This window comes from Thermostichus sp. MS-CIW-23 (assembly GCF_054059455.1).
This window is the reverse complement of sequence record NZ_JBSSCC010000016.1, coordinates 40,494-65,009: the sequence shown is the minus strand read 5'-3', so window position 1 is coordinate 65,009 and position 24,516 is coordinate 40,494. Positions and strand designations below refer to the sequence as shown.

23 protein-coding genes and 1 tRNA gene are annotated in these 24,516 nt (G+C 58.4%); 15 read left to right on the top strand and 9 right to left on the bottom strand.

Annotation, left to right across the window (positions count from 1 at the left end):
- Positions 1 to 192: 192 nt before the first annotated feature.
- Positions 193 to 855 carry a DUF3386 domain-containing protein gene (locus ACVW0B_RS07640; RefSeq protein WP_011431401.1) on the bottom strand — a complete coding sequence of 221 codons (663 nt, stop codon included), beginning with the start codon at positions 853 to 855 and terminating at the stop codon, positions 193 to 195.
- Between the two features lie 326 nt (positions 856 to 1,181).
- On the opposite strand from ACVW0B_RS07640, the gene mutL reads away from it, so the two are divergent.
- Together mutL and ACVW0B_RS07630 are read left to right on the top strand one after the other, a co-directional pair.
- Entirely contained in the window at positions 1,182 to 2,918 is a 1,737-nt protein-coding gene (gene mutL / locus ACVW0B_RS07635) for a DNA mismatch repair endonuclease MutL (RefSeq protein ID WP_457491357.1), read from the top strand.
- A 36-nt stretch (positions 2,919 to 2,954) separates the two neighbouring features.
- Entirely contained in the window at positions 2,955 to 3,815 is an 861-nt protein-coding gene (locus ACVW0B_RS07630) for a vitamin K epoxide reductase family protein (protein ID WP_457491356.1), read from the top strand.
- Positions 3,816 to 4,096: 281 nt separating this feature from the next.
- Here ACVW0B_RS07630 and ACVW0B_RS07625 read toward each other — a convergent pair whose 3' ends face one another.
- The 5 genes from ACVW0B_RS07625 to ACVW0B_RS07605 form a co-directional block, all read right to left on the bottom strand.
- The gene (locus tag ACVW0B_RS07625; protein ID WP_457491355.1) at positions 4,097 to 5,179 is read right to left on the bottom strand and encodes a diguanylate cyclase; all 1,083 of its coding nucleotides are present in this window, start codon (positions 5,177 to 5,179) and stop codon (positions 4,097 to 4,099) included.
- Positions 5,180 to 5,245: 66 nt separating this feature from the next.
- Entirely contained in the window at positions 5,246 to 6,133 is an 888-nt protein-coding gene (btpA, locus tag ACVW0B_RS07620; RefSeq protein WP_414419423.1) for a photosystem I biogenesis protein BtpA, read from the bottom strand.
- A 31-nt stretch (positions 6,134 to 6,164) separates the two neighbouring features.
- Complete coding sequence (locus ACVW0B_RS07615; protein WP_457491354.1) at positions 6,165 to 7,310, bottom strand: quinone-dependent dihydroorotate dehydrogenase; 1,146 nt, start codon at positions 7,308 to 7,310, stop codon at positions 6,165 to 6,167.
- 122 nt (positions 7,311 to 7,432) lie between these two features.
- On the bottom strand, positions 7,433 to 8,746 hold the full coding sequence (locus tag ACVW0B_RS07610; protein WP_457491353.1) for an O-antigen ligase family protein: 1,314 nt from the start codon (positions 8,744 to 8,746) through the stop codon (positions 7,433 to 7,435).
- Positions 8,746 to 9,129 (bottom strand): 2Fe-2S iron-sulfur cluster-binding protein, encoded by a 384-nt coding sequence (locus tag ACVW0B_RS07605; RefSeq protein WP_414350989.1) that lies wholly within the window; start codon positions 9,127 to 9,129, stop codon positions 8,746 to 8,748. The genes ACVW0B_RS07610 and ACVW0B_RS07605 overlap by 1 nt, the downstream gene beginning before the upstream one ends.
- A 197-nt stretch (positions 9,130 to 9,326) precedes the next feature.
- On the opposite strand from ACVW0B_RS07605, the gene ACVW0B_RS07600 reads away from it, so the two are divergent.
- On the top strand, positions 9,327 to 9,770 hold the full coding sequence (locus tag ACVW0B_RS07600) for a phosphomannose isomerase type II C-terminal cupin domain (protein WP_011433853.1): 444 nt from the start codon (positions 9,327 to 9,329) through the stop codon (positions 9,768 to 9,770).
- Positions 9,771 to 9,820: 50 nt separating this feature from the next.
- On the opposite strand, the gene ACVW0B_RS07595 is transcribed toward ACVW0B_RS07600, so the two are convergent.
- Positions 9,821 to 12,202: a M48 family metalloprotease gene (locus ACVW0B_RS07595; protein WP_457491352.1), complete on the bottom strand. Its 2,382-nt coding sequence runs from the start codon at positions 12,200 to 12,202 to the stop codon at positions 9,821 to 9,823.
- A gap of 177 nt (positions 12,203 to 12,379) precedes the next feature.
- Entirely contained in the window at positions 12,380 to 12,826 is a 447-nt protein-coding gene (locus ACVW0B_RS07590; protein WP_011433855.1) for a Fur family transcriptional regulator, read from the bottom strand.
- 386 nt (positions 12,827 to 13,212) lie between these two features.
- On the opposite strand from ACVW0B_RS07590, the gene ACVW0B_RS07585 reads away from it, so the two are divergent.
- Entirely contained in the window at positions 13,213 to 13,593 is a 381-nt protein-coding gene (locus tag ACVW0B_RS07585; RefSeq protein WP_457491351.1) for a hypothetical protein, read from the top strand.
- Positions 13,594 to 13,638: 45 nt separating this feature from the next.
- Complete coding sequence (locus tag ACVW0B_RS07580; RefSeq protein WP_457491350.1) at positions 13,639 to 14,973, top strand: D-alanyl-D-alanine carboxypeptidase; 1,335 nt, start codon at positions 13,639 to 13,641, stop codon at positions 14,971 to 14,973.
- A gap of 154 nt (positions 14,974 to 15,127) precedes the next feature.
- Here the strand turns inward: ACVW0B_RS07580 and ACVW0B_RS07575 are convergent.
- A tRNA-Ile gene (locus ACVW0B_RS07575) sits at positions 15,128 to 15,200 on the bottom strand.
- A gap of 98 nt (positions 15,201 to 15,298) precedes the next feature.
- Here ACVW0B_RS07575 and ACVW0B_RS07570 point away from each other — a divergent pair.
- The 10 genes from ACVW0B_RS07570 (at position 15,299) to ACVW0B_RS07525 (ending at position 24,465) form a co-directional block, all read left to right on the top strand.
- Positions 15,299 to 15,838: a TMEM165/GDT1 family protein gene (locus ACVW0B_RS07570; RefSeq protein WP_457491349.1), complete on the top strand. Its 540-nt coding sequence runs from the start codon at positions 15,299 to 15,301 to the stop codon at positions 15,836 to 15,838.
- Between the two features lie 57 nt (positions 15,839 to 15,895).
- Complete coding sequence (locus ACVW0B_RS07565) at positions 15,896 to 16,231, top strand: TMEM165/GDT1 family protein (protein ID WP_011433859.1); 336 nt, start codon at positions 15,896 to 15,898, stop codon at positions 16,229 to 16,231.
- A 115-nt stretch (positions 16,232 to 16,346) separates the two neighbouring features.
- Positions 16,347 to 16,496: a hypothetical protein gene (locus ACVW0B_RS07560; RefSeq protein WP_011433860.1), complete on the top strand. Its 150-nt coding sequence runs from the start codon at positions 16,347 to 16,349 to the stop codon at positions 16,494 to 16,496.
- 98 nt (positions 16,497 to 16,594) lie between these two features.
- Positions 16,595 to 17,356 (top strand): UMP kinase, encoded by a 762-nt coding sequence (pyrH, locus tag ACVW0B_RS07555; RefSeq protein ID WP_011433861.1) that lies wholly within the window; start codon positions 16,595 to 16,597, stop codon positions 17,354 to 17,356.
- A gap of 361 nt (positions 17,357 to 17,717) precedes the next feature.
- Positions 17,718 to 18,860: an endolytic transglycosylase MltG gene (gene mltG, locus ACVW0B_RS07550; protein WP_457491348.1), complete on the top strand. Its 1,143-nt coding sequence runs from the start codon at positions 17,718 to 17,720 to the stop codon at positions 18,858 to 18,860.
- A 132-nt stretch (positions 18,861 to 18,992) separates the two neighbouring features.
- Entirely contained in the window at positions 18,993 to 20,222 is a 1,230-nt protein-coding gene (locus ACVW0B_RS07545; RefSeq protein ID WP_457491359.1) for an RNA-guided endonuclease InsQ/TnpB family protein, read from the top strand.
- Between the two features lie 24 nt (positions 20,223 to 20,246).
- Positions 20,247 to 20,720: a YqeG family HAD IIIA-type phosphatase gene (locus ACVW0B_RS07540; RefSeq protein WP_414329713.1), complete on the top strand. Its 474-nt coding sequence runs from the start codon at positions 20,247 to 20,249 to the stop codon at positions 20,718 to 20,720.
- 450 nt (positions 20,721 to 21,170) lie between these two features.
- A complete protein-coding gene (locus ACVW0B_RS07535; RefSeq protein WP_457491347.1) occupies positions 21,171 to 21,818 on the top strand; it encodes a thermonuclease family protein in 648 nt (215 codons plus the stop codon).
- 597 nt (positions 21,819 to 22,415) lie between these two features.
- Positions 22,416 to 23,366, top strand: coding sequence for a LysR substrate-binding domain-containing protein (locus ACVW0B_RS07530; RefSeq protein WP_414383566.1), 951 nt, complete (start codon positions 22,416 to 22,418; stop codon positions 23,364 to 23,366).
- Between the two features lie 184 nt (positions 23,367 to 23,550).
- Positions 23,551 to 24,465 (top strand): alpha/beta fold hydrolase, encoded by a 915-nt coding sequence (locus ACVW0B_RS07525; RefSeq protein WP_457491346.1) that lies wholly within the window; start codon positions 23,551 to 23,553, stop codon positions 24,463 to 24,465.
- The last annotated feature ends 51 nt before the right edge of the window (positions 24,466 to 24,516 follow it).

Genomic DNA, 24,516 nt, shown 5'->3' with positions numbered 1-24,516 from the left:
GTGAAGACTTCTTTACTACTGATCAATCCATCCTCCTTCCGAAGTTGGTTTGCTAAGTGCTGCTATTGTACCCCTTGAGCCCTTAACAGGCTGTACCCTGTGGCCATCTGTTTTGAGCTTGGCTGTGAGCACCTCATCACCTTCTATAATGAGAGATGCCCACAGCCGCAAAGAAAAACTTATTTTTCTCAGCTATTCGAAAAATCGAATATTAGAGAAGAGGAAAAGTTGAGGGGATGAACTTTTTTGGCCATCCTGCTCTTCCCAAATTCTTCTCTCAACCAGAATCCAATACCGACCTATTTTTTGATAACGATCTTCGTAGATCATCTTTGCTTGAGTTTTTTCTCCAGTTCCTGGGCTACAATACTCAGCAGTGTAGTGAGTGGGTAGGTAGCCCTCACCTGTATCGTAAAACTCTTGAACTGAGACTGTAATTGTCCGATTGGCAAGATGGCGATGTACCATTTGAATGTGCTTGCCCTGAACCCAGTACCTATCGGTAGAAGATAAGCCCGAAACAAGAACTTCAGTGATGTCTGAATTTTGTGGCTCTCCATAGGCAAAGGTGTGGCCACCGTGTTCCTCGTCGAAGGAATGACGAACGCGATGCACCATGACTTCCCACATCTGTTCCCGTATTTTCTGGCGGATCTCCTCGTCCTCGACGCCGGCAACATCGATCTTCATGTTGCGGTCAATACTCACAACTCCTGAGAAGGAGAGGCTGCTGTCACCTTCTTTGGGAAAGTAGGTTATCTCAGCTCGGTAGCCAGGAAAGTCTTTGTCCCAGGTGTAGCGATTCTCAAAAGCCTCCTTGAATAGCTCTCGGGCCGGAGCTTGCTGTGCTGCCATAATCTCCTCCTTAATGAGAAATTTTACTATTTAAATCCTAGTAGAGGCTGATGGCTGGCCTTGGGATTTTAAGGTTTCCTTATGACTGGCCACCCGCTCAGCTCTCTTGTTCTCGAAGTTTCTCGAAGTTCTTGGCGGTTACCGATGGGCAGGAAGGCGGAACCTCAATCCTTCACTTGGCCTGAGGGGAGCCTTGAAGTTAATGAAAACCATTGGCAAGGCGCTGTCCACTGGCAACAGAGGGAGAGAGCTAAGCTAAAGCTCGGCGCTGTTGGCCTTTTGGCGACAAGCTGGCAGGAAGAGAGTCTGCTTTCTCAACTCACTCCATGTCCAAAATCCAACCCCTGAACCCAGAGCGGATCGCCCAGATGGCCGCGGGAGAGGTGATCGACTCGCTGGGGGCTGCTCTGCGAGAATTGCTGGAAAATGCCCTCGATGCTCAGGCCACCCGCATTCAGGTGGAGATCTGGCCCAGCCGCTGGCAGGTGCGGGTGGCCGATAACGGCCAAGGGATCCCCGCTTCGGAGCTGGAGCAGGTGGCCCGTCGCCACACCACCAGCAAGTTGGACGGTTGCAGCCTGGGGTTTCGGGGCGAAGCCTTGCACAGCCTGGCCCGGCTGGGATCCCTGACCATTCAGACCCGCCACGCTGACGATGCCCACGGCTGGCTGGCCACCTACGACCGCCAAGGGGAGCTGGCCCACCAGCAGCCGGCAGCCACTGCCTTGGGAACGGTGGTGACGGTGGCGGATTTGTTTGCCGATTGGCCCTTGCGCCGCTGCTCCCTGCCCCAGACTCGCCCGCTCTTGACGCTGGTGCAGAATGCGGCCTTGGCCCATCCTTGGGTCAGTTGGCAGGTGCATCAGGAAGGGCAATTGCTGCTCAGCCTCTGGCCGGGAAAATCTCTGCAAGATCTGCTGCTGCAGGTGTTGCCGCAGGTGGATCCCACGGATCTGCGCTATCGGCGGATCCAGGATGGGGATAGCGATTGGGAAGTGGTGCTGGGCCTGCCGGATCGCCTGCATCGCCCCCACCCCGATTGGATCCGTGTGGCCGTAAACGGACGGTTTGTGCAGATGCCCGACTGGCAACGGCTGATCCAGTCGGTTTTTCACCACGCGTTGCCTCGCCACCGTCATCCACTGGTGGTTGTTCACCTGCGCCTGCCCCCAGAGCAGGTGGATTGGAACCGTCATCCTGCCAAAAGCGAGCTCTACCTGGAGAATCTGACGGCCCGCCAGGAGCAGTTGCGCCAACACCTGCACTCCCTTCTGCAATTGGGATCCGGGCAAGCCAGCCGCCGCTCTGTGCATCTGATCCGGGCCAGCGAGGCCAAGGTGGTCTATCGAGTCTCGCCCGATCTCCAGAGCCGTTTTCCTCCCTCTGACCGCCCAACTTCTCTCCTGCCCCCCCTCAAGGCGCTGGCCCAACTGCATCGGACCTACATCTTGGCAGAGCACCCCCAGGGGTTATGGCTGGTGGAGCAACACCTGGCCCACGAGCGAGTTCGCTATGAGTACATCCAGCAGCATTGGCAACTGGTGGCACCGGCGACGCCCGTAACGCTGCAAGGACTATCGCCCCAAGCCCTGGAGCGGTTGGAGCAGTTGGGGCTGGAGCCGGAACCCTTCGGCCCCAATACCCATCTCATTCGACGCCTCCCTTTGGCTTTGGAGTCGGAAGATCCAGAAGAGGTGCAGGGATCCCTGCTAGAGCTCAGCCGTTGTCAAGATGTGCAAGCAGCCCAGGTGGCGGTGGCCTGTCGAGGGGCCTTGCGCAATGGGATCCCGCTGACCTTGGAGCAGATGCAAAAGCTGTTGGAAGCTTGGCAGCGCACCGCCAATCCCCACACTTGCCCTCATGGTCGCCCGGTCTACCTGGCCCTGGCAGAAAAAGATCTGGCCCGTTACTTCCGCCGCCGTTGGGGCCTCTGCGACCGGCCTATCTCCGACTCCAAACTGGGATCCCTATGGGAGCTGGATCCGCTGGGAGACAGGTTTGCCGCCCAGGTGCGCTCTTCTGCGTCGGATCCCACGGACGAGCCCAGCTCCACCCCACTATAATCGGGGGTGTCCAACTGCTGAAACCCCTGCAACTCCATGGCTTCTTATCTCAAACTTAAAGCCCAAGAAGAGACCTGGCTGCAGCGCCATTCCCGTCTGATCTTGGCGATCTTGGCCAGCCTGGGATCCCTGCTGACGGCCTATCTCACCTACACCAAGCTGACGGAGCAGCCCGCTGCCTTCTGCACGGGGGATGGGGGGTGTGATCTGGTGCTCTCCAGCCGTTGGGCAGAGTTTTTGGGGATCCCGACAGCGGCTGTTGGCCTGCTGGGGTTTCTGGGAGTCTTGGCGCTGGCGGTGCTGCCGGATGGGCTCCCATTGGTGAAGCGGTGGCGCTGGCCGGCCCTGTTTGGCTTGGTTTCCGCCATGACCGCCTTTGAGATGTACATGCTTTACCTGATGGTGGCAGTGCTACGGCAATTCTGCATGTACTGCACCACCGCGATTATCTTGGTGGCGGGGCTGGGGCTGGTGACCGTGCTGGGCCACCGCTGGTTGGATTGGGGCAAGCTGGCCTTCAGCTACATTCTGGTGGCCTTTCTCACGTTGGTGACCACGATTGGGGTGTACGCCAACCAAGTTCCCCCGCCTAGCCCCCTGGCGGTAGGGTTAGCAGCCCACCTGCGGCAGATCGGCGGCACTATGTACGGGGCCTATTGGTGCCCCCATTGTCAAGACCAAAAGGAGCTGTTCGGATCGGCTTTTGAGCAAGTGCCCTACGTGGAGTGCTCCCCCAACGGCCCCGGCACTCCCCAAGCTCAAGAATGCACAGAAGCGGGGATCACCAGCTATCCCACCTGGATCATCAATGGCCGCACCTACACAGGCGTTCGCTCTCTGGAAGCCTTGGCGGTGGCCTCTGGCTATCCGCTGGAAGAGCATGACTCTAGTCAATAACAAGCTCAACTATACTGAAAATAATGTATAATATGTTCAGTACGGATTACTACCAGTTGATCTTTCTGTTTACTTTCGAGTCTGCCAACATGGTAGCCAAAGCAAAGCAGAAAATTGGTAGTAAGACGACACGGAAACTGCGCTTTGGGTATTCTACTCAAAGCTTTGCGGGATACCGCCATTCTGTTTGGACTCCGTCCCGCTAACGCGAATGGAAACAAACAGAATGCTATCGCTGCATAGTTGAACAGTGATGTTCAGCAGTGTTCAGCGTAAATGTATCAGGGCAGATAAACCTCTGGGGTTGGGGTGAGGATGTGAACTCGGTTGCGCCCTGCCTGCTTGGCCTGGTAGAGCGCGCTATCCGCCTGCTGCAAGGCGGTTTCCGGTTCTGGGCAGTAGTCTTCGCTGAGCACGATCCCACCAATGCTGAGGGTAACCGGCAAGCTGCGCTTGGGGGAGATGTCAATGGGCCGTTTGGCGATAGCCTGCCGCAGAGACTCTGCGTAGCGACCACAGCGAGAGGGGCTAAGTCCGGGCGTAAGGCAAACAAATTCTTCCCCACCATAGCGGTAGAGCAGGCTGGAGGGCCGCAGTTGATTTTGCAGCCGCCCGACGATGGCCTGCAGCACACAGTCGCCGATGTAGTGGCCGTAGCTGTCGTTGATTTGCTTAAAGTGATCTACATCCATCATCAGCAGGCAGAGATAGCGGTAGCGAGCTTCCCCGCGGGCTCCCACCTGCTTGAGCAAATGGGGCAGCGCCTGATCCAGAGCTCGCCGGTTCAACGCCCCGGTCAAGGGATCCGTCAAAGACAAAGACTCCAACAACTCGTTGCGGGCTCGCAACTGCCGGTTGGCCTGGGCCAAAGCTTGGGTGAGCCGCTGGAGACGTAACCCTGCCCGCACCCGCGCTCGCAGCTCCTCAGGATCGACCGGCTTGGTGATGAATTCATCCGCCCCCGCATCCAGCCCCTCTACCCGAGCCTCAACTTCAGAACGGGACGTGAGCAAAATGAAATAGACGAACTGCCCTGCGGCGGATCCCTTGAGACGGCGACAGAACTCTACCCCCGACATCTCAGGCATGACCCAATCGCAGATCACCATGTCGGGCCACTCGCTCTCTTCCAAGCTTTGCAAGGAATCCCAAGCTGCTCGGCCGCTTTCCCAGCTTTCCACGTAGTACTGGGAGCCTGTGAGAACATTGATAATGTAGCAACGAACCACTGGGTCATCATCGACAACCCAAATGCGGGGGGTGCGAGCCGGAACAGAGCTCCAAAAGGCTTCTTCTGCAGGCCCAAGAGCCGAACCAGAAGGGTGGTATACAGAATCCAAGCCCTCCAGATCAAGGGATGACATAGTCTGATGACATAGTCTAAAGAGGAGCGCTCCATTGCAGCCAGATCCCAATCCTAGCGCCAACGGCTAGTTGGAACCAGAGCCGGGAGCAGCCAGACAAGCATGGTTGGAGGCCCGCTCACGGAGCGCAAGGTGCAGTGCTTCCACAAACTGCCGCACCCGAATCGGGTCGATCATGGGAAAGGGATCCGAATAGCCTGCCGGCATGCCTGCGGAACGGGAAGACCGCTTCAGAGAACTGGCCACAATCACGCCATCTGCCCGCCGGATCAGGCTGCCGATGTTTTCAGCAGTAGCCCCCGAGCCGATGAGCAGCGGCACCTGAGGAGCAACTTTGCGGGCCAGCTCCAGCTCCTCCAGAAGGGGTGGCTTGCCGGTGGCCCAGCCGGAAAGGATGATGGCATCGGCCAGGCCACGTTCCACCGTGTCGGTGATGGCCGCATCCAGACTGATGGGACCTAGGGGTTGGGCGTGTTTCACCAGCACATCGGCGAAAATCTTGATGTTAGCCCCCAGCTCCCGGCGATAGCGCAGCAGGCGGTGGGCATTCCCCTCAATGATGCCTTGGTCGGTCACCATCGCCCCGCAGAGCACATTCACCCGGATGAACTGCGCTCCCACGCAGGCGGCAATTGCCAGAGCACTGCAGCCATCGTTGCGCAAGACATTGATCCCAACCGGCAGCGAGACCAAGGTTTTCAGCCGCTGGACGATGACGGTCATGGCGCTGACCACCGCTGCGTCCACCCGATCCTTGGCAAAGGGGGCATCGTAAAAGTTCTCGACGAGGATCCCGTCTACCCCTCCTGCAGCCAGGGCGGTAGCCGCCTGTTCTGCCTGAGCGATCACCCACTCCAAGTCCCCCCCCCAACGGGGTGAGGTGGGCAGCGGCAACAAATGAACCACCCCAATGACCGGATGGGGGGTTTTGAAGAGGTGTTGCAGCAGGTTCACCGGCAAGCTTCCTCAGGGATCCCTAACGATCTTACGCCTGGATCTGACCCACAGGGGTATTCTCTGGGGGAAGTGTAACATCAGGGCTGGGGGGAGAAGAGCGGGCTAGGCCTCGGAGCAATTGCGGCACCATACCCGGCCCTTCGTAAACCCAGCCGGTGTAGACCTGCAGCAGGCTGGCTCCCGCTTCCAGTTTCTCCAAGGCGTCGGCCAAAGTGAAGATGCCCCCCACTCCGATGATGGGCAATTTTCCTTGGGTGGAGCGGTGGATGTAGCGGATGACTTGGGTGGAACGCTCCCGCAAGGGGGCACCGCTGATCCCGCCGGCTTCTGCAAGGATTGGCCTAGACTCCGCTGGTGCGAAGGGGATCCCGCGGCCAGGCAGGAAACGGGTTTTCAGGTTATCGCGGCGCAGGGTGGTGTTGGTGGCCACAATCCCGGCCAGTTGATGGTCTTGGGCCAGCTCCAGGATGCTGTCAATGTCGGGCCAGTCCAGATCGGGGGCGATCTTCACCAGGAGGGGTTTTCGCTTCTGATTTTCCTGCTGTAAGGCAGATAGGATGGGCTCCAGTTGCTCAGCAGCCTGCAGGGATCGCAGCCCCGGCGTGTTGGGGGAGCTGACGTTGACCACAAAGTAGTCCCCCAGCTCCTGGAGCAGCTGGAAGCTGGCCAGGTAATCGGCAGCCGCTTCTTCCAGAGGGGTGATTTTGGCTTTGCCCAGGTTAATTCCAATGGGGATGGGACGTTGCTGTAGCCGGCGCAACCGTTCCGCCAGAGCCGCCGCCCCTTGGTTGTTAAAGCCCATGCGGTTGAGGGCGGCGCGATCTTGGGGCAGTTGAAACAGGCGAGGTTTGGGGTTGCCCGGTTGGGGCTGAGGAGTGATGGTGCCCACCTCTACAAAACCAAATCCTAGGCTGGGCCAGACGCCCAGAGCCAGGCCATCTTTGTCGAAGCCCGCAGCCAATCCAAGGGGATTGGGAAAGGTAAGGCCCCACAGCGACACCGATAGCCGGGGATCCCGGTAGCAAAACAGTCGCTCCAGAGCCGATAGGATCCCGGTGGCCTGGGTGGCATCGATCCAATGCAAGGCGCGCAGCAGGCCCATCTTGACCGCTTCCGGGTCGGCTCTCAGCCCAGAAAAAAGCAGAGGCCACAGCACATCTCGGTACAGGTTCACCGCAAAGACCCTCTACAGGTAAACTGCCCCTTGGCTGTAGCTTGCTTCCGCGTCGCAAAAATCGGTGAGCAACTGATGGACTCCGGGCTCACTGCCAGCTAAGGGATATCCCATTGCAGCACTCAACGGTAACCTCTCTGGGCTTGCTCTTTGCCGGAGATGGAGTCCCTTTGCCGCTCAAGGCTGGCTCCCCAAACTGCCCCCAAGAGTAAGGTTACCAGCAGGTGAATGCGGCCATCCAACATCACCACATCCAAAAGCCCTGAGGCAAAAAACGCTGTCAAGGCCAGCAGCATCCCCAGCAGGACACTTTCTTGCGAGCGCCGCCAAGCATGCCATCCCCGCGCCAAAATCCAACCCCACAGGATCAGGTGGCCCAACAACAGCGGGATCCCACCCTCAGCCGCCAGGTGCAGGTACAAATTGTGGCAATGGCCCAGCAGCTCCGGCGGATCTTGAGCATTGTAAAGAGCGGCAAAGCTTTGCCAGCCCCAACCGGTCAAGGGCCGCTCCTGCACCATCTGCAGGGCGAATTGCCAGGCATCCAGCCGGTTAGCGGTGGAACTAAAGTAGAGCGCTTGAGGATCGAAGGTGTCTGCCAGACGGCTCCAAATCAATCGGGGCACTACGGCCCGCCAGCCCGGCCAATCCCAAGCAGCAGCCAAACCAGCCAACCCTATGCCGACCAAGATCCCGATCCCCCACCAACAGCGCCGCAGGGCCAGCCCCATCACCAGCGCCAGCCCCCCCGCTCCCCAGCCGTTGCGAGAGGCCGTCAGCAGCAACAAGAGGGATCCCAGCCCCAACACAGCTCCCAGCCCTACCACCCTCGGCCAGTCTTTGTCGGCCTGATCCAGCCACAGCCCTGCTGCCAAGCACAGGTGGATCACCAGGTAGATGGCCAGCGTATTGGGGGAAGTGAAGGCTGCCGCCGGTCGCTCTCCCCCGGCAACCCCCGTAATCCAAACCGGCCCCAAGAAGAAGTGCCCCTGCCATTCCCACAGCACTTCTCCCCAACCCAAAAGCAGCATCAGCCCGCTGCCCAACACCAACATCTGGGCCAAACGCCGACGGCCTACAGGATGGAACTCCGTCCCGCTACCGCGAGAGGCCAGCGCATCGGCAAAGGCCGGCAGCATCAACAAAAAAGGCCAGTAGTTGAACATCCCCGGCAGGCTCAGTCGCCAATCCTCCCCCCAAAAGGCCACTCCCACCACAGCCAGGCTCAGGAGAGCCGCCAGTCCAAATAGAGGATCCCGCAGGATCCGGCCACCGCAGCGGGTATAACCCTGAATCGTTCCCACCAAAGCCAACAGCAAGCTGGGGGCCAGATTCACCGGGATCAGCGCCGCTGCCGCCAGCAGCCAGCCCCTCGGCTGAGAGGGCAAGGGATCCGGCGACAGTTGTTGAGACAAAACCGGTGCCGAAGAAGACATCACTCATCCTCAAGGGGGATCCCTGGCCTTACCCGCCCCTGGCCGAAGTAACGCCCAAATTGCAGCTCGTACACCTCATCTTCATCTTGGGTTTCTACCCAGAGCTCCGAGCGGGCATAGCCCACGCACAGCAGCCCATACCCCTGCTCCTTCAACTCCCGCGAAATGCCCATGGCTTCCGGCTGGTACAGGGATCCCCGCCGTACCCGCACCGCACAGGTGGTACAGGCGCCGTTGCGACAGGCAAAGGGCAGTTGGATCCCTTGGGCCTCGGCGCTGGCCAAAATGTATTGATCCGCCGGCACCTGGATTAGATAGTGAGTGTCCCGTTGGCGGTCATGGATGTGAACCGGGTAAGAAGGGACAGAAGAGGAAGAACGCATGGGGAAGTGGCCTTTTTGCAGAGCAGAAATCTTTTTCATGATTCCACAGGATTTTAACCACTACCCCACCAAACCTGAACCGGCTGGGGATCCCCAGGAGCTGAAGCCGATCTGTTGGTGGTTCTAAAGATAAACAAACAGACTTCGAGTTGGTTGTTGAGATAAGCTACAGGTAGGCCTCCCAAGGAGAGCATCTCATGCTGGAAACCCCCAATGCCAATCTGGCTTCACCGGAAAAACCTTCGCCTTCCCTCTCTGCCGAAACCCTCAACAAGCTGATCGAGAGCAATGCTGAAAGTCGGCCTTGGGGCAGCTTTACAGTGCTGGAAGAGGGCCCTGGCTACAAAATCAAGCGGATCGTGGTGCTGCCCAAGCATCGCCTTAGCCTGCAGTTGCACTACCATCGCAGCGAACACTGGATCGTCGTTGCCGGCACCGCCAAGGTCACCTGCGGAGACGAAGAAAAGCTCATTACGGCCAACCAATCCACCTATGTGCCCCCTTGCACCAAGCATCGTCTGGAAAACCCCGGCGTCATCCCTCTGGTGATTATCGAGGTGCAAAATGGCCAGTACCTGGGCGAAGATGATATCGTCCGCTTCAGCGACGACTACGCCCGCGTCAACGGTGGGCAAAAGTAGCCAATCCCAATGGCCTAGGCGAGCTCTTCGCTGCTGAGGATCGCGATCCTCTAGAACAGCATCACCAGCAGGGCAACCACTAACAACAGCACAGCCCACATAGCCTGCCAGAAGGGATGGTAGCTGGTGATGAGCTGGCCATGGCGGCTTTGAAAGCGGGCCAGATCCAGGTAAGGGGCCACCCCCCGTCGGAACCACCCCACCGCGGATCCCTCTTGGCCGATCAACCCCCCTGCCTGGTACGCCCCGAACAGGAAGTTGCCCAGCGGCCCAAAGCGGGAAGCATAGCGTAGGAAGATCATGCCGGTCTTATCCTGGAACTTGAGATCGGAGCCAAAGCGATAGCCCGGATCCCCTCGCCCAATCACCCGCCCTTCCAACTGCATCGGCAGCCCACGCAGAGGGCTGGCGTAGGGATTGCTCATCGCCTTCAGCACGGTCAACGCCGGCGGGTTTTCTAGACTGGGGTACATCACCGTCATCTTCAGCAGCAGGCCCAAGCCCACCCCCATCAGGGTCAGCCCGGCAAGGATGTCATAGAAGCCCATCCGCAAAGCCGGGATCCCGAGCAGTGCCCCCGCGATTGCCCCCAGCCACTCGGCGTTCAACAGCAGCACATCCAGGAGGAAGTTCCCGTAGAGCTGCTGTCGGTTGAGCCGCTTGCCCTGGGCGACCACGTCGGCCATGTCGAATTCCACCGGCAGATCCAGTTGCTCCGCATAGGTGCTCAGCGCCCGTACCCGTTTGCCCGTGAGGGGATGGGTGGAGTTCAGCTCCATCCACCAGGCCCAAGGGTTAAACAGATCCCACAAAAATACCCTGCCCACCTGGCCGGGATCCGCCGCCACCCGGTAGGCCGTCCCCGCCGTAACAGCCGCCTTGGCATCGTAGATCCCCAAAGCCCGCGTTCCTTCCAGCAGGCGAGCACTGCGCTGTCGGGTTTCCTCATCCCGCTCCCGCTCTCCCTCTTGCACAATGCCGTAGGCAATTTTCACCAAAGCCCGCGAGAGCCCATTGGGGTTGCCGGTGGTTTCGGCAGCAAAGTGGTCGGCAAAGTACTCCCGCACCCGCGACAGATAGAGCAATAAATAGGAGCCAGCCACGTAGAAAAAGTAGGCGACCAAGGCCAGGGAGCGGAGGCTGCCCCTTTTGCCGTTGTCGCGCGCATCCCGCATGTAGACGTAAAGAAGGTAGAGAATCTGCACCAACGTGGAAGCCAGGGTCATGACGGCGAAATCCCAGTGGATCACATGCCCCAGCTCGTGGGCATAGACCGTAGCCACCTCTTCATCTTCCAAGTAGGTGAACAACCCTTCGCTGACAACAATGCGGGCCGTGTCCGGCAGGCTGCCGTAGGTAAAAGCAGTGGGGTTTTGGTCGCGGATCAGCCCCAGCTTCGGCTGCTTCAGCTTGTACTGGCGGCAAACCCGTTGAATCACCTCTGCACTCTCTGGGCTGCGACGCCCAATTTCCGCCAAGCTTACCCACTCGGTGCCATAGAGGCTGTGCTGGATCCAGTCCATCAGCCAAGGGGACAAAAAGAAGATCAGGGCATTGAAGGCGAGGGTGAGCAGAATGGCGAAGATGAAAGAGCCCAGAGAGAATCCCCCCTCTAAGCTGCCCAAGACGGTCAGGAAAAGCACAAACACCATACCGAACATCAGGCTCAGGGTCACACCTGAGGCCGCCGTCAGGTTGCCGGCAAAGCTGGCCAACATTAGCGAAACCCCCACCTGAGGGGCGCGGTAGCTGCGCTTGGTTTGTCCGGTTTTGAGACCTGAGGTGGCGGGATCCAATTCCGCTAGGGTGCGGCTGGGGTTGAAGCAATAGCGGCTCAGCCAAACGCTCAGTAGACGCAGCTCGTGAGGATTCAGGCTTTTCAGAGGCTCCAGCCACAGGGCTGCCTCCACCGACAGCATCACCGTCGAGACGGTGCTGGGATTGCGAAACAAGGTGGGCAAGAGGGGCAGAACCTCCTGTTTTTGCCCAGAAGTGAGGCCGTGAAAACCCAAAACCGCCTGGCGGAGCAAACCAGGCGGCTGAGGAAGGTCGGCAGTAAGCAACTGGCGATCGCTGACAAAGCAGTAGCGGCTTAGATCCAGACTCTCTGAGAACTCCATCCCGGGATCCCATCTGGTCGTTGTCGGCTCCGGATCCAACCTCACCTGAGTTTTCCAATCGGCAGCCTGCTGGCCCATGGGGCGGCTGTAGAGGGCCAACCGTTTGACTTGGGGGTAACGAGTGGGGATTGCCTTTTGGAACCAGGCCGTCAACTCCTCGTAGTTGAGAGAAAGGCCGGCAGGACGGTTGATCATAATGACAAGGGCATAAGCCTTGGGGCTGTCCCGGAGCGGTTGGGCTTTGGCCTGTAATCTAAGGTGGGGATTGGCCAGCGCCTGCTCCAGCCACTGCACCACTTCCTGCTCGTTCATAGCCATCTCCCGGATTGGGTGGGGTAAGCTCAGCTATTGCTTCAACTGTCAATGGCTTTCGACTTCACAGGGGCTATTTTGGCATTTCCTCCCGTCAACGGGATCCCCATCCTTCCCCAGCCCAGTACGGTTCCCCTGCTGGGAAAGCCTCAGAACCTGAGCCCTAGGGACTTTTGACTACAAAATCGAGCGCTGCCCCTCCGGGCTGATGCCGATGATGGTGAGCTGGCAGTCCAACACTTTGAAGCCGTACTTTTCGGCCACCTTCTGAGTAATGTTAAGAATGGCGTTGTTTTTGAACTCGATCACCTTGTTGGTCTTGACGCACACCAGATGGTGGTGGTGGTGGGGGGCCGGCTGGTTGATCTCGTAATGTTTGTGCCCTTCGGTCAGTTCCAGTTCTCGCAAAATGCCCATGCGGGACATCAGCTTGACGGTGCGGTAAATGGTGGAAAGGCTAATGTTGTGGCCTTCTTCCCGCAACTTTTTGTGCAACTCCTCCGCGCTCAGATGCGTGCCCTCAGGCAAGTTTTGAAACGTTTGCAGGATGATCTCCCGCTGCCGAGTGGCTCGCCAGCCTTTGGCATTGAGCTCTGCCTTGAACGCCTCTTCGGTGTAGACCATGATGCCGCCCCTCCGCTGTTGGGCAACGTCGCCGTAACAGTCAATAAGTTCTGTAATTGATAATAACTTCATTTATGACGACGCCACCCGACTTGGTTGCTGAAGACTGGTTGCTGAAGACATTGTTCAGGCTCAATGGACAGGCTCAATAGGAGAGGCCCAATAGAACAGGGACGCAACTGAGGCGCATGGGCTGCCGGGAGAGCCTCGGGAAGGGTGCGGGAAACCCAATCCCTCATCCATCCGGGATGAGCTAGCCTACAGAGCAGAGCCATGTGGCGGACTGTTTCTGGTGTTCGGGCGCGCCTAGGCTAACATACTCAAGAAAAGGCCCGCGGCATCCTGACAGCGTTGGCAAGCGTAGTGATCGGGGAAGGAAAACGAAAATGCGGTTTGAGCAGCCCAAAACCTATTCCATTTCTCTGGGTGGCTGGGGGTTCTGGCTGGGATCCCTGGCGTTGGCAGCTTTGCTGACCAGTGTCGGGCTGGGGTGGCTGGTCGCCGGATTGGTGGCTCTGTTGCTGTTTTTGCTGTCCTTGCCGGTATTGGTGCTCCTGGCCTTTCGCTGGTGGGCGCGCCGCTGGATTACCACCGATCGCTGCCCGGTGTGTGGGTCGGAATCGCAAGCCATTGAGGGCAGCCATTTCTTTTGCCCCAATTGTGGAGAGCCGCTGTTTGTTGCAGACGGACGTTTTTATCGGCAAACGCCCCCCGGCACCATCGATGTGGAGCCCGTGGAAGAGGGTGGCTGGGAATTGATGAGCTGAGGGATCCGTCCCCTCCACCGTTGGGATGTTCAGAGGGGGCTTCCCGTGAAACGCGCTATGCCTATGGCAGGGGAACCGCGCCGCCATCGCGAACGACATCTGCGGGGCTGGCCCAGCAGACAGCTGGTTTCCAGCTGGGTTGGACTGTTCTCGGCGGCCATTCTGTTGCTGGGTTTGTCTCCCCATTCCCAGGCGACGGAGCAGGGATCCCTGCAACCTCAGGTGGAAACCTATCTGGCTCAGTTGGCCGGTCGGGGGTTTTCGCCCGCGGCTCAGGGGGTTTGGCTGCAGATGGAGGATCCTTCGCCTCAGCGGGACAGAATCCTCGTTTTGGGACAGCATCAGGGATCCACACCCTTGCCGGCTGCTTCTTTGACCAAGGTGGCAACGACCCTGGCCGCTTTGCAGCACTTTGGCCCGCAGCACCGCTTTGTTACCACCTGGCTGGCCACTGGCCCCTTAACTGCTGAGGGAGTTCTACAGGAGGATCTCTGGGTTCTGGGGGGGGAGGATCCCTTGTTTGTCTGGGAGGAAGCCTTCTCCGTCGGCAACCTGCTCAATGCCTATGGGATCCGCCAGGTGCGCGGGGATCTGGTGGTGGTGGGCCGCTTTTACATGAACTTTTCCCGGGATGTGGCGCAATCGGGATCCCTGTTGCGGCAGGGGCTGGATGGGCGGCGCTGGCCGCCAGAGGCGGAGGCCCAATTTCAAACCTTACCCCCCGGCACACCCAGACCGCAGGTGGAGATCTTGGGCTCGGTACGGGTTGCCCAGCAGATCCCGCCTGCCGCCCAGGTTTTGCTCAGACATGAATCGCCCCCCCTCATTCACTTGGTCAAGCTGATGAACCTCTACAGCAACAATTCCATGGCCGAGATGTTGGCCGATGCGGTGGGGGGAGCAGACCAAGTGGCCCAAATCGCCCGGGCCATCGCCGGGATCCCGGCAGAAGAGCTGCAACTGATCAACGGCTCCGGGTTGGGGGTGGAAAACCGCATTTCTCCGCGGGCCAATGTAGCTATGCTTCGAGCGATCCAATCTCTTCTGGAGGAGCAGGGGCTCTCTCTTGCCGATGCTTTTGCCGTCGTCGGCCAGGATGTGGGGGTGTTGGAACGGCGGCTGTTACCGGGGATCTTGATCGCCAAGTCGGGCACCTTGAGGAGCGTCAGCACCTTGGCGGGTGTATTGCCAACCGAGCAGGGGGACATCTGGTTTGCCCTGATGAATGGCGGATCCGATCTGGTCGGCTTTCGCACCCAGCAGGGACAATTCCTCAGCCAGCTCCAGTCCCAATGGGGATCCCCTGCCACCTTGCCTGAGCGTTGGATCCCTCGCTCTGGGGATACGGGATCCCGCACGGAGCTGAACCCGCGTCTTTGAAACTGTGCCCAACCGGTTCTCTCTCAGCCCAGAGTGACCTCGGTCGCGTTAGCGGAACGCAGTCCTATGTCCGCCCTCCCAGTTTGGGAATTGAGATCGACTTGGCCCGCTGTCAACAGCCCTCAACCCAGAAACCTCGTCCAGCAATTCCCCATGGGGCGTACAGGGATCGAACCTGTGTAAGGCAAATTATGAGTTTGCTGCCTAAACCGCTCGGCCAACGCCCCTGATTCTTTTACTCTAGCGTTTACTCTAGCGCCCTTGTCTCCTCCAGAAGCGGCTGAAAACAGGATAAGCTGCATGTCGGTGGTTAGGATCTGACGCCATGGCTGCGCCGCGTTCTTGGCAGGGGCAAATGGCCCTGGGCTTGGGGTTGATTGCCTTGTCCTCGGCTCTCTGTTTTGGCTTCTTGGCCGTTGGGCAGCACTATCTTTACGGGGATGGATCCGCTGCGGATTTCAAGCCCGCCAGGGAGAGTTTGGCTTTGTCTCCCGCCCCCAGTACTGGGCCTCCGACGGCACTGCCCCTCACTACCCCCCCCTCTTCCGACAGCAATCTTCCTGAGGGATCCCCGCTGCAGCTCTGGCTTGTTACTTTTTTAACCGTGTTTGTGGCGGAAATGGGCGACAAAACCCAGTTGGCAACCTTGCTCATGAGTGCCCAATCCCAATCTCCTTGGGCGATCTTTTTCGGTTCCGCCGGTGCCTTGGTGACCGCCAGTTTTTTCAGCGTGGTGCTGGGAGAAGGTCTGGGCCAAGTCATTCCCCCGGGCTGGCTACAATGGTTGGCGGGTGCAGGGTTCCTGATGATCGGGGGCTATGTATTATGGCAGGAGTGGCGGGGGAACAAGCTCCCAGAGGGCTAGCCTCCCTGAGCAGCCGATGCCAACCCGGCAGGACAGAGTGGAGAACAACCGAGGAACGTGTTGATCCAAGACAACGACAGCCGAACCCCGTCTTTTTTGCTGCGGCAAATGGCCGGACGGGCCGCCCTAGTGAGCTTTGGCTCGATTCTGCTGGCCGAAATGGGCGATAAAACCCAATTGGCGACCCTGCTCCTCAGTGCCCGCTCGCAAAACGCTGGGGTAATCTTTTTGGGCGCTGCTGCTGCTTTGATCAGCACCAGCCTAATTGGGGTGTGGGCAGGAGCTTGGGTGGCCCGCCTGATCCCACCTCGCTGGATCAAAACCCTGGCAGGCGTGGGGTTTGTTGTGATGGGCCTAGTCTTGTTGTGGGGATCCCTGCCCATAGCCGGCTGAGCAGAGGGCTTCAGGATGGCTTCGGCAAAGCGTGATAGGATTAAGAGCGCCTCACTTTGACACTTCAAACTGAGGACCTTCACTTGAGTCCGGACAACCGGTCAGGAAAACCAGCATGGCCAAAAAACGCAATCTGAAGCGGGAAAAAGCCGAGCGCAACCGCGAATATGCCAAACAGTTCCAAAAAAGTCGTGCTCGCAATGGCCGCCGCTTCCGTTCTGCCCCCCGCGACAACGAGGCCAGCGCTGGCGAAGAACAGCAGTAAGGTTGTTTTTGTCGAGATGCTCTGTCGGTCAATCCTGTGAGCGGAGCTAGTTCAACAAACCTGCTATCGTATGCAGGGGTGGGCCGGAGCGGATAAGCATGAAATATCGACGGATTCTACTGAAGTTGAGTGGTGAAGCCCTGATGGGGGAGCGCCCCTACGGGATCGACCCCGAGGTCTTGAAGTCCATTGCCGGCGAAGTGGCCTCAGTGGTACGGGCCGGTGTGCAGGTGGCGATTGTGGTGGGAGGGGGTAACATCTGGCGCGGGCGCAAAGAGGCGGCTGCCCAAGGGATGGATCAGGCTTCTGCCGACTACGTAGGGATGCTGGCCACCGTCATCAACGCCTTAACCCTGCAGGATGCCATTGAGCGAGCCGGGATCCCCACCCGGGTGCAGACGGCCATCGCCATGCAGGAGGTGGCGGAGCCCTATATTCGTCGCCGCGCCATTCGTCACCTGGAAAAGGGGCGGGTGGTGATTTTTGGGGCAGGATCTGGCAACCCCTTCTTCACCACCGATACCACTGCGGCCTTGCGGGCGGCGGAGATCGATGCCGAGGTGATTTTCAAAGCCACCAAGGTGGACGGAGTTTACGATGCGGATCCCAAGACTCACCCTCAGGCCCGCCGCTACGATGTCCTCAGCTATCAGGATGTGCTGAACCGCGATCTGCGGGTTATGGACAGCACCGCCATCGCCCTCTGCAAGGAAAATCAATTGCCCATCGTGGTCTTTGACCTGACTACCCCTGGCAATATTTATCGAGTGGTGCAGGGAGAACCTATCGGCACTTGGATCGGACAGCGGACGGTCGAGAACAACGGGATCCCCAGCCCAGGAGAGTTGATCCCAAGTTAGGGGGGAAATCGGCCTTGAGAGTCCGGCGACGCCCTAGCCAGGATTGAGTCCGAAGGATAGCCTGGCTCAAGGGTGTGCTCAGGCCGTTTGGAGGGAAAGGCAATGACAGATCAGCTAGAAATTGCAGGAGCCCCGCACTGTACCCGTAGGGTCGGTGTCGGGAGGAATGCTATAACAATACTGCGGACACCAGAAACGGTTGTTTAAGGCACTGGTAACGGTCGATTGGGGGTGCTGTAAACCACCCCAGAGGCTCGTGGTTGGCTTGCTAACTGCAGGGCTACTAAAAGCCCGCTCCGTACCGCCTAGCGGTTGGTGTCGGGTAGTTTACGTTCAGCATTCGGCCCAAAAGGATCCCGTCTTGCCCAAATGCTCTGCTGCCCAAGGCGCTATACCCAGGTCACCCCATGTTGCTACGCAACGCTTACGCGAACGCTGGGGTCGGCGTCTTTTGCAGAGCTTGATTTTCCTGTTGGTTCTGGTCGGGGGATTGGGCTACTGGCAGTGGCAGACCTGGCTCCAGCCGGTGGGCGGCCCAGAACCGATCCAAGTAACAATCCAGCCGGGCAGCAGCAGCCGTCTGATCGGGCAAAAACTGCGCCAAGCAGGGGTGATTCGCTCAGCTCTGGCTTGGGAGCTGTGGAGCCGCACCTTCGGGCGCGACTGGGTGTTTCAGGCGGGCACCTACGCTTTGGATCCCAACCAGGACATGCTGGCCGTGGCCCAGCAACTGCGGCAGGGAAGGATCCTGCAAAGACGTCTGACCATCCCGGAGGGTTGGCGCATCGAGCAAATGGCAGAGGCTCTGGCCCAGCGCAACTGGCTGGCAGCCGATGCCTTCATTGCCGTGACCCGGGTGATTCCCCCCCTCGATTGGCTGCCCCCCCACTTGAGTTCTCTAGAAGGCTACCTGTTCCCAGACACCTATCTTTTCCCCATCGAACAGGTGGAGGGATCCCTGCCGGATCGGGAAAAGGCCCAAATAGTGGTCGACGCCATGCTGCAGCGATTTGTCGCGGTGGCCCTGCCCCTGTTTCGCCAGCACACCACTTCCCTGTCTCTGCACGAGTGGGTTACCCTGGCCAGCATTGTGGAGCGGGAGGCCGTGGTGCCGGAAGAACGCGCTTTGATTGCAGGTGTCTTTCTGAACCGGCTTAAGAAAGGGATCCCCCTGGGAGCCGATCCGACGGTGGAATATGCCTTGAATATCCGGCAAACCCCAGACCGCCGCCTCACCCTTGCGGAGGTGCGCACCCCCTCTCCCTACAACACCTACCTCAACCCGGGTTTGCCCCCTGGTCCCATCGCCAGTCCGGGCTTGGCCAGCCTAAAAGCCGTTTTGCAGCCTGAGCAAACCGACTATCTCTACTTCGTGGCCCGCTACGATGGCACTCACATTTTCAGCAAAACCCTAGCAGAGCACGAGGCAGCCCAATTGCAAATTATTCAAGAGCGTCGGCAAGCTGCCCAGGGATCCCACCATAGTCCTCAACCCAGTCCTTAGCCGAGGAGGGCTGACAGCAGTAGGCCGAAAACCTTACAGTAGTCAACATTGGCTACCTAAAGCTGGAAGAGGCTGGTGAGCGCCAAGCCAAAAGTTGCACGAAACTCATGGACGCTTTGCGGTGTGGCGGACATGTTACTGGGCTTCCAAACACAACTCATCCTCAACCACAAGCAAACAACTCTAGCAGCTCAACATGCTGGGGTAGCCCGCCACGCCTACAACTGGGGCCTAGAGGTCTGTCGGCAAGCCCTGGAGAACCAGCAAAAACTCCCCACCGCCATTGACCTGCACAAGCGCCTGGTAGCTGAAGTGAAGCAAGCGCATCCCTGGTACTACCAGGTCTCCAAATGCGCCCCTCAGCAGGCACTCCGCAACCTGGAGCAGGCCCTTAAGCGCTGGCGCAAGGGGCTAGGTCAGTTTCCCCGCTTCAAGCGCAAGGGGGTGCAGGACAGCTTTTACCTAGAAGGCAGCATCCGCATTTCTGGCAACCGCATCAAGGTGCCCATATTTGGTTGGCTGCGCTGTGCAGAGCTGCTCCCGGCGACCACGCCCAAGAACGTGGTCATCAGCCTTCGCGCTGGACATTGGTATATCTCCTTCAAGTACGAAGCTCCAACACCCCAGGTGGAGAAGACCGGAGAGGTGGTGGGAGTGGACTTAGGCATCCATCACCTGGCCACCTGCTCCGACGGGGAAGTATTTGCGAATCCAAAGCCCTACCGCAAGGCCAGGCAGCGGCTGGCTAGGCTGCAACGGCGGCTGAGCCGCAAGCAGAAGGGATCCGCCAACCGTAAGAAGGCGGTGGTGCAGTTGGGCAAAGCTCACAAGCGGGTGGCAGACATCCGGCAAGACAGTCTGCACAAGCTGACGACTTACCTGGCCAAGAGATACCGGGTGGTGGTGGTAGAGGACTTGCAGGTAAAGAACCTGCTCCAGAACCGCAAGCTGGCGGGATCCCTGTCAGACTGTGGGTTCTACGAGTTGAGGACTCCGTCCCGCTATCGCGAACGGCGACAGCTAGAGTACAAGGCCCGGCTCTACGGCTGTCAGGTGGTGGTGGCGGATAGGTTTTATCCGTCCAGCCAACTGTGTTCAGGGTGTGGGCACCGACAGAAGATGCCACTGCAGGAAAGGGTGTTTTGCTGCCCGTGTTGTGGTCTGGAGCTAGACCGCGACTTGAATGCAGCCCTAAACCTGTTGCGGTGGTACAGAACTACCCCAAGCTCTGGGGGAAGTGACGCCTGTGGAGATCCCTCTGGCGGGGTGGTGGGGGTGAACTCTGCCGCTAGTCATGGGTCGCTGAAGCAGGAAGGAAGCAGAAGCGCGGCAGGCACTGAACACTCTGGCAGTGTTTGTTAGCGTTTCGTAGGTCTTTCGGAGCGGATGGTACACAAACCTTGGTTCAAGCTCCTGCAACCGGATCTGGTGGTGGCCGGCACTGTCTTAAAGTTGCGGGCAGAAGACCTGTGGGCCTGGCAGGTAAAAGGCATCATCTTTGACGTAGACGGTACACTGGTGCCGAGCCGACAGGTTGAGGTGGATCCCGCTGTGGCTGCTTGGCTGGAGCAGTTGCGCCCGCACTTTCAAATTTGGCTGGTGAGCAACAACCTCAATCGCAGCCGCATCCAACAAATCGGAGAAAGCCTGAACCTGCCCTACATTCACCGCGCTGGGAAACCCTCACGGCGGGCCTTGCGGCGGGCCGTAGCCCAGATGGGCTTGCCGGTAGAAGCAGTGGCTATGGTGGGAGACCGCCTGTTGACGGATATTTTGGCAGGCAATCGACTGGGGTTGGTAACCGTGCTGGTCAACTCCCTCTTGTCCGAAGCAGTCGAAAAGAACCCTGCTACCCTCTAGGGGCTGCGCTTTTGAGAGATTTGAGAGTTGGACAACTGTAATTGTTTCAAACTGAATTGAAAAGGTTTCCAAGCACTCCCCCTTTCCTTCGCAAAGAGAGAAGACCAAAAGACAATCCTGCTGCTCGGAAGGACTTAGTCACTTCAGTTTAGGGTGAGACGCCTGGGCAGCTGAGAAAAGCCCTGTGGCCCCATGCATGTTTCATGCATGTTTTAGGTGTGGGTACAGTGTCCCAGTTTGAATCGAAATGACCAACCACAGGTTGTCAGCGCTGACAACTGCTGACCGGATGGGTAGCACATCTAAAAATCAAGACAAAAATCGAGAGAGATTTTCCAGACCTGACCCATCTGCCCCAATTTTTTGTAGAGTGACGGCAGGTGAGCCGGATCCCGCGTTGAAGCCCAGTAGGCGGCGGTGTGAGGGCGGTGTGAGATCCAAAGGTCAAGCATGCGAACCATCCCTATTGTCAAGTCCGCCATGCAACGGCTAAAGTCCATGCTGCAAAAATCCCTGCGTTCTGCTCCGACTTCCCCCCGCTCCAGATCCCTGCTGGCATCCAATGGACGGAGCCTGATCAAGCTGGGCAGCTTTCTGGCCTTGCCGTTGATATTCTCGACATCACCCGCTTGGGCTTTAACAGTGATGGCGCGTCCGGATCTGCGCGACCTCAAACGTGCAACCGTGTTTCGGGTGGTCAACTACAACACCCTGGTTGTTCAGCTTGAAGGAGACTTGAATTTGCGGCTGGTGCAACTGATTGGGATCGATCCCTTGCCTGACCCGATCAACCCCAACTGGACAGAGTTGCGCGGACAAACCCCTTTGGCAGTTTACAATGCCGGCCAATATTTGCAGACTGCTTTGCTGGGACGTGAGGTGTTTTTGGAGTTGGATCCTGCCCTAGCCCCTGCTCCCACCTTGCCTGCCTACGTTTGGCAAGCCAACACCCTCATCAACCAGGAAATGCTGTTTTTGGGGCATGGCCTGTTGTCGCCACAAACCGATGGCTTGAAGTACGGCCCCATTCTTACTGAAGCTGCCGATGCAGCCAAAAGACAAGGACGCGGCTATTGGACAACCTACGGCCCTCGCTAGAGACCAAGCCAAACCCAGAGCTGGAATTGCCGGCCTGTTTGTTGAGAATAATCTCAACAGCCATCTTCCGCCGGTCGGTGAGAGCATGACTCTAGTCAATAATAAGCTCAACTATACTGAAAATAATGTATAATATGTTCAGTACGGATTACTACCAGTTGATCTTTCTGTTTACTTTCGAGTCTGCCAACATGGTAGCCAAAGCAAAGCAGAAAATTGGTAGTAAGACGACACGGAAACTGCGCTTTGGGTATTCTACTCAAAGCTTTGCGGGATACCGCCATTCTGTTTGGAAACAAACAGAATGCTATCGCTGCATAGTTGAACAGTGATGTTCAGCAGTGTTCAGCGTAAATGTATCAGGTAGGTATTGTGGGCATAGCTGCTCCGAATGGCAGAGAAACAGCCCGAAGATTCTGAGCTCTCCTCTCCACTCTTGGCTGGTCACCCCCCAGAGCCGAGCTGCCGGGAAAGGGTTGAGCTGCTCTCTTGGGATTTCTCGCTTGTTTATGATGATCTCGTGTGGGTTTCCAAACGCGGGCTGCCCAGCTTTTCAGGGAAACGTAAGGGATCCCACTGTGGGGTTTGGAGTTCCCTATGGCGGATGAGTTGCCGTTTACTCTAGATCAGCTCCTCATCGTGCGGGCAATTGCCCAGCAGGGTAGTTTTCGCCGTGCTGCCGATAGCCTGTTTGTCTCCCAGCCTGCCGTCAGCTTGCAAGTGCAGAACTTGGAGCGACAGTTGGGAGTGGTGTTGTTCGACCGCAGTGGGCGCAAGGTGGAGTTGACGGATGCCGGGAAAGTGCTGCTGCAGTACAGCGAGCGCATCCTCAAGCTGTGCCGTGAAACCATCGAGGCGCTGGCGGATTTGCAAGAAATGGAGCGGGGGCATCTGGTTCTGGGGGCCAGCCAAACGGTGGGCACCTATGTAATGCCTTCTTTGATCGCCCAATATCACCGCCGCTATCCACAAATTTCCGTACAGCTCTTGGTGCAATCCACGCGGCGAATTGCCCAGAAATTGGTGGACGGCCAGTTGGACGTGGCCATTGTTGGCGGGGAGATCCCCTTTGAGCTGCAGCGGCACTTGAAGGTGATGGCTCTGGCGGAAGATGAATATGTGTTGGTCGGTGCTCCCGGGTGTGCCATCGACTCTCCGGCTCTTGTGGATCTGCTGGCTTTGCCCTTCATCACCTTGGATCCCCAGTCTTCCACTCGGCAAACCATCGATCGGGTGCTGAACCGCCACGGCATTAACCCGGCCCAATTGAATGTGCGGCTGGAGCTCAGCTCGATTGAGGCGATCAAAAATGCCGTCCAGGCGGGGTTGGGGGTGGCCTTTCTGTCCATGGTGGCAGTGGGATCCGATGTGGAACAGGGGCGGTTCCGGAAGCTGGCGGTGGAAGGGCTACAGATACGGCGTACCCTCTGGCTGGCTTTTAACCCAGAGCGCTATCAATCGCAGGCAGCCACCCGCTTCCTCCAAGGGCTGCTGACCCGCCAAGACTGGCTGAAAACTCCCCCGCCCCATTTGCAGTTGATCGGCTAAGTTGCGATGCGTTACGGCCTTTTCCGAGTTGATGGGATCCCAGGTAGATTTCCGTGGGTTAAGTGGGATCCCTGTTCAAAGAGATACGAGAGATATTTCCGTATAGGTGCATTCGCTGTAGCCAATGCTGCTCCGGAAGAAACTGCATCTGCTGAATCTGTCTGTGTCTACTGACCCCAAGCCGATGACCAGGCAAACGCTGTTGGAACGACTCCCCCTGGCCCAGCGCTTGGCGGAGTTACAGGCCCGCGTTCAAGAGATCCCGCTGCACAGGGTGGAATTGAAAGGGCTGAGCATCGCAGGGGCAGAGTCCTGTTGGGCTGCCTATCGAGACTGGGGAAAAGGGATCCCACTGCTGTTTCTGCATGGCTTTATGGCCACTCACGCCAACTGGTGGCCGCTGATGCAAGGGTTGGGAGACGAATATCGCTGCATTGCCTTGGATTTACTGGGGTTCGGGCAGTCCGGCCAACCGGCCTTGCACTACGACATCGCTGCAGAAGTAGAGTTTGTGCGCGGATTTGTCCAAAGGCTGGGCCTAGCTGCTCCGGTTTTGGTGGGCCATTCCTTTGGGGGATGGGTGGCGGCAGCTTACGCCGTGCGGTATCCGCTGCGGGGGTTGGTTTTGTTGGCTCCTGCCGGGATCCGCGACGACAGCTTTGTGAGACGCTACAACCATTTGCGGCCCTTGCTCTGGGAAAGCGCTTGGGTGGATTGGCTGTTGCGGGCGATCGCTCCGCTGGCCCGCTGGTGGCATTGGGAAGACAAGCTGGCCCAGCTCTTGTGGTTGCGGGGATCCCTGCGTCAGCAGCCGGTCGCTCGGCAATTTCTCCGACAACGTCTGCGCCCACAAGCTGCCGTCGATACGGTTGAACGTTATCTCAACTACATTCAGGCCCCCACCCTGGTGATCGCCGCCGAACAGGACGACACCATTCCCCTCTGGCACTGCCAAACCTACGCAGAAGGGATCCCTGGGGCTCAGCTCAAGATCTTGCCCGGCGCCAGCCACGCCATCCCTGCCTTGCATGGGGAACAAGTGCTGCCCCTGATCCGGGAATTTCTCGACACAGCCCTTTCCGCACAATGCGGGCTTTGAGCTGGGGCTGTAGCGTATGGCCGAGAGAGGAATGCCGCTTGCCAGATGGCG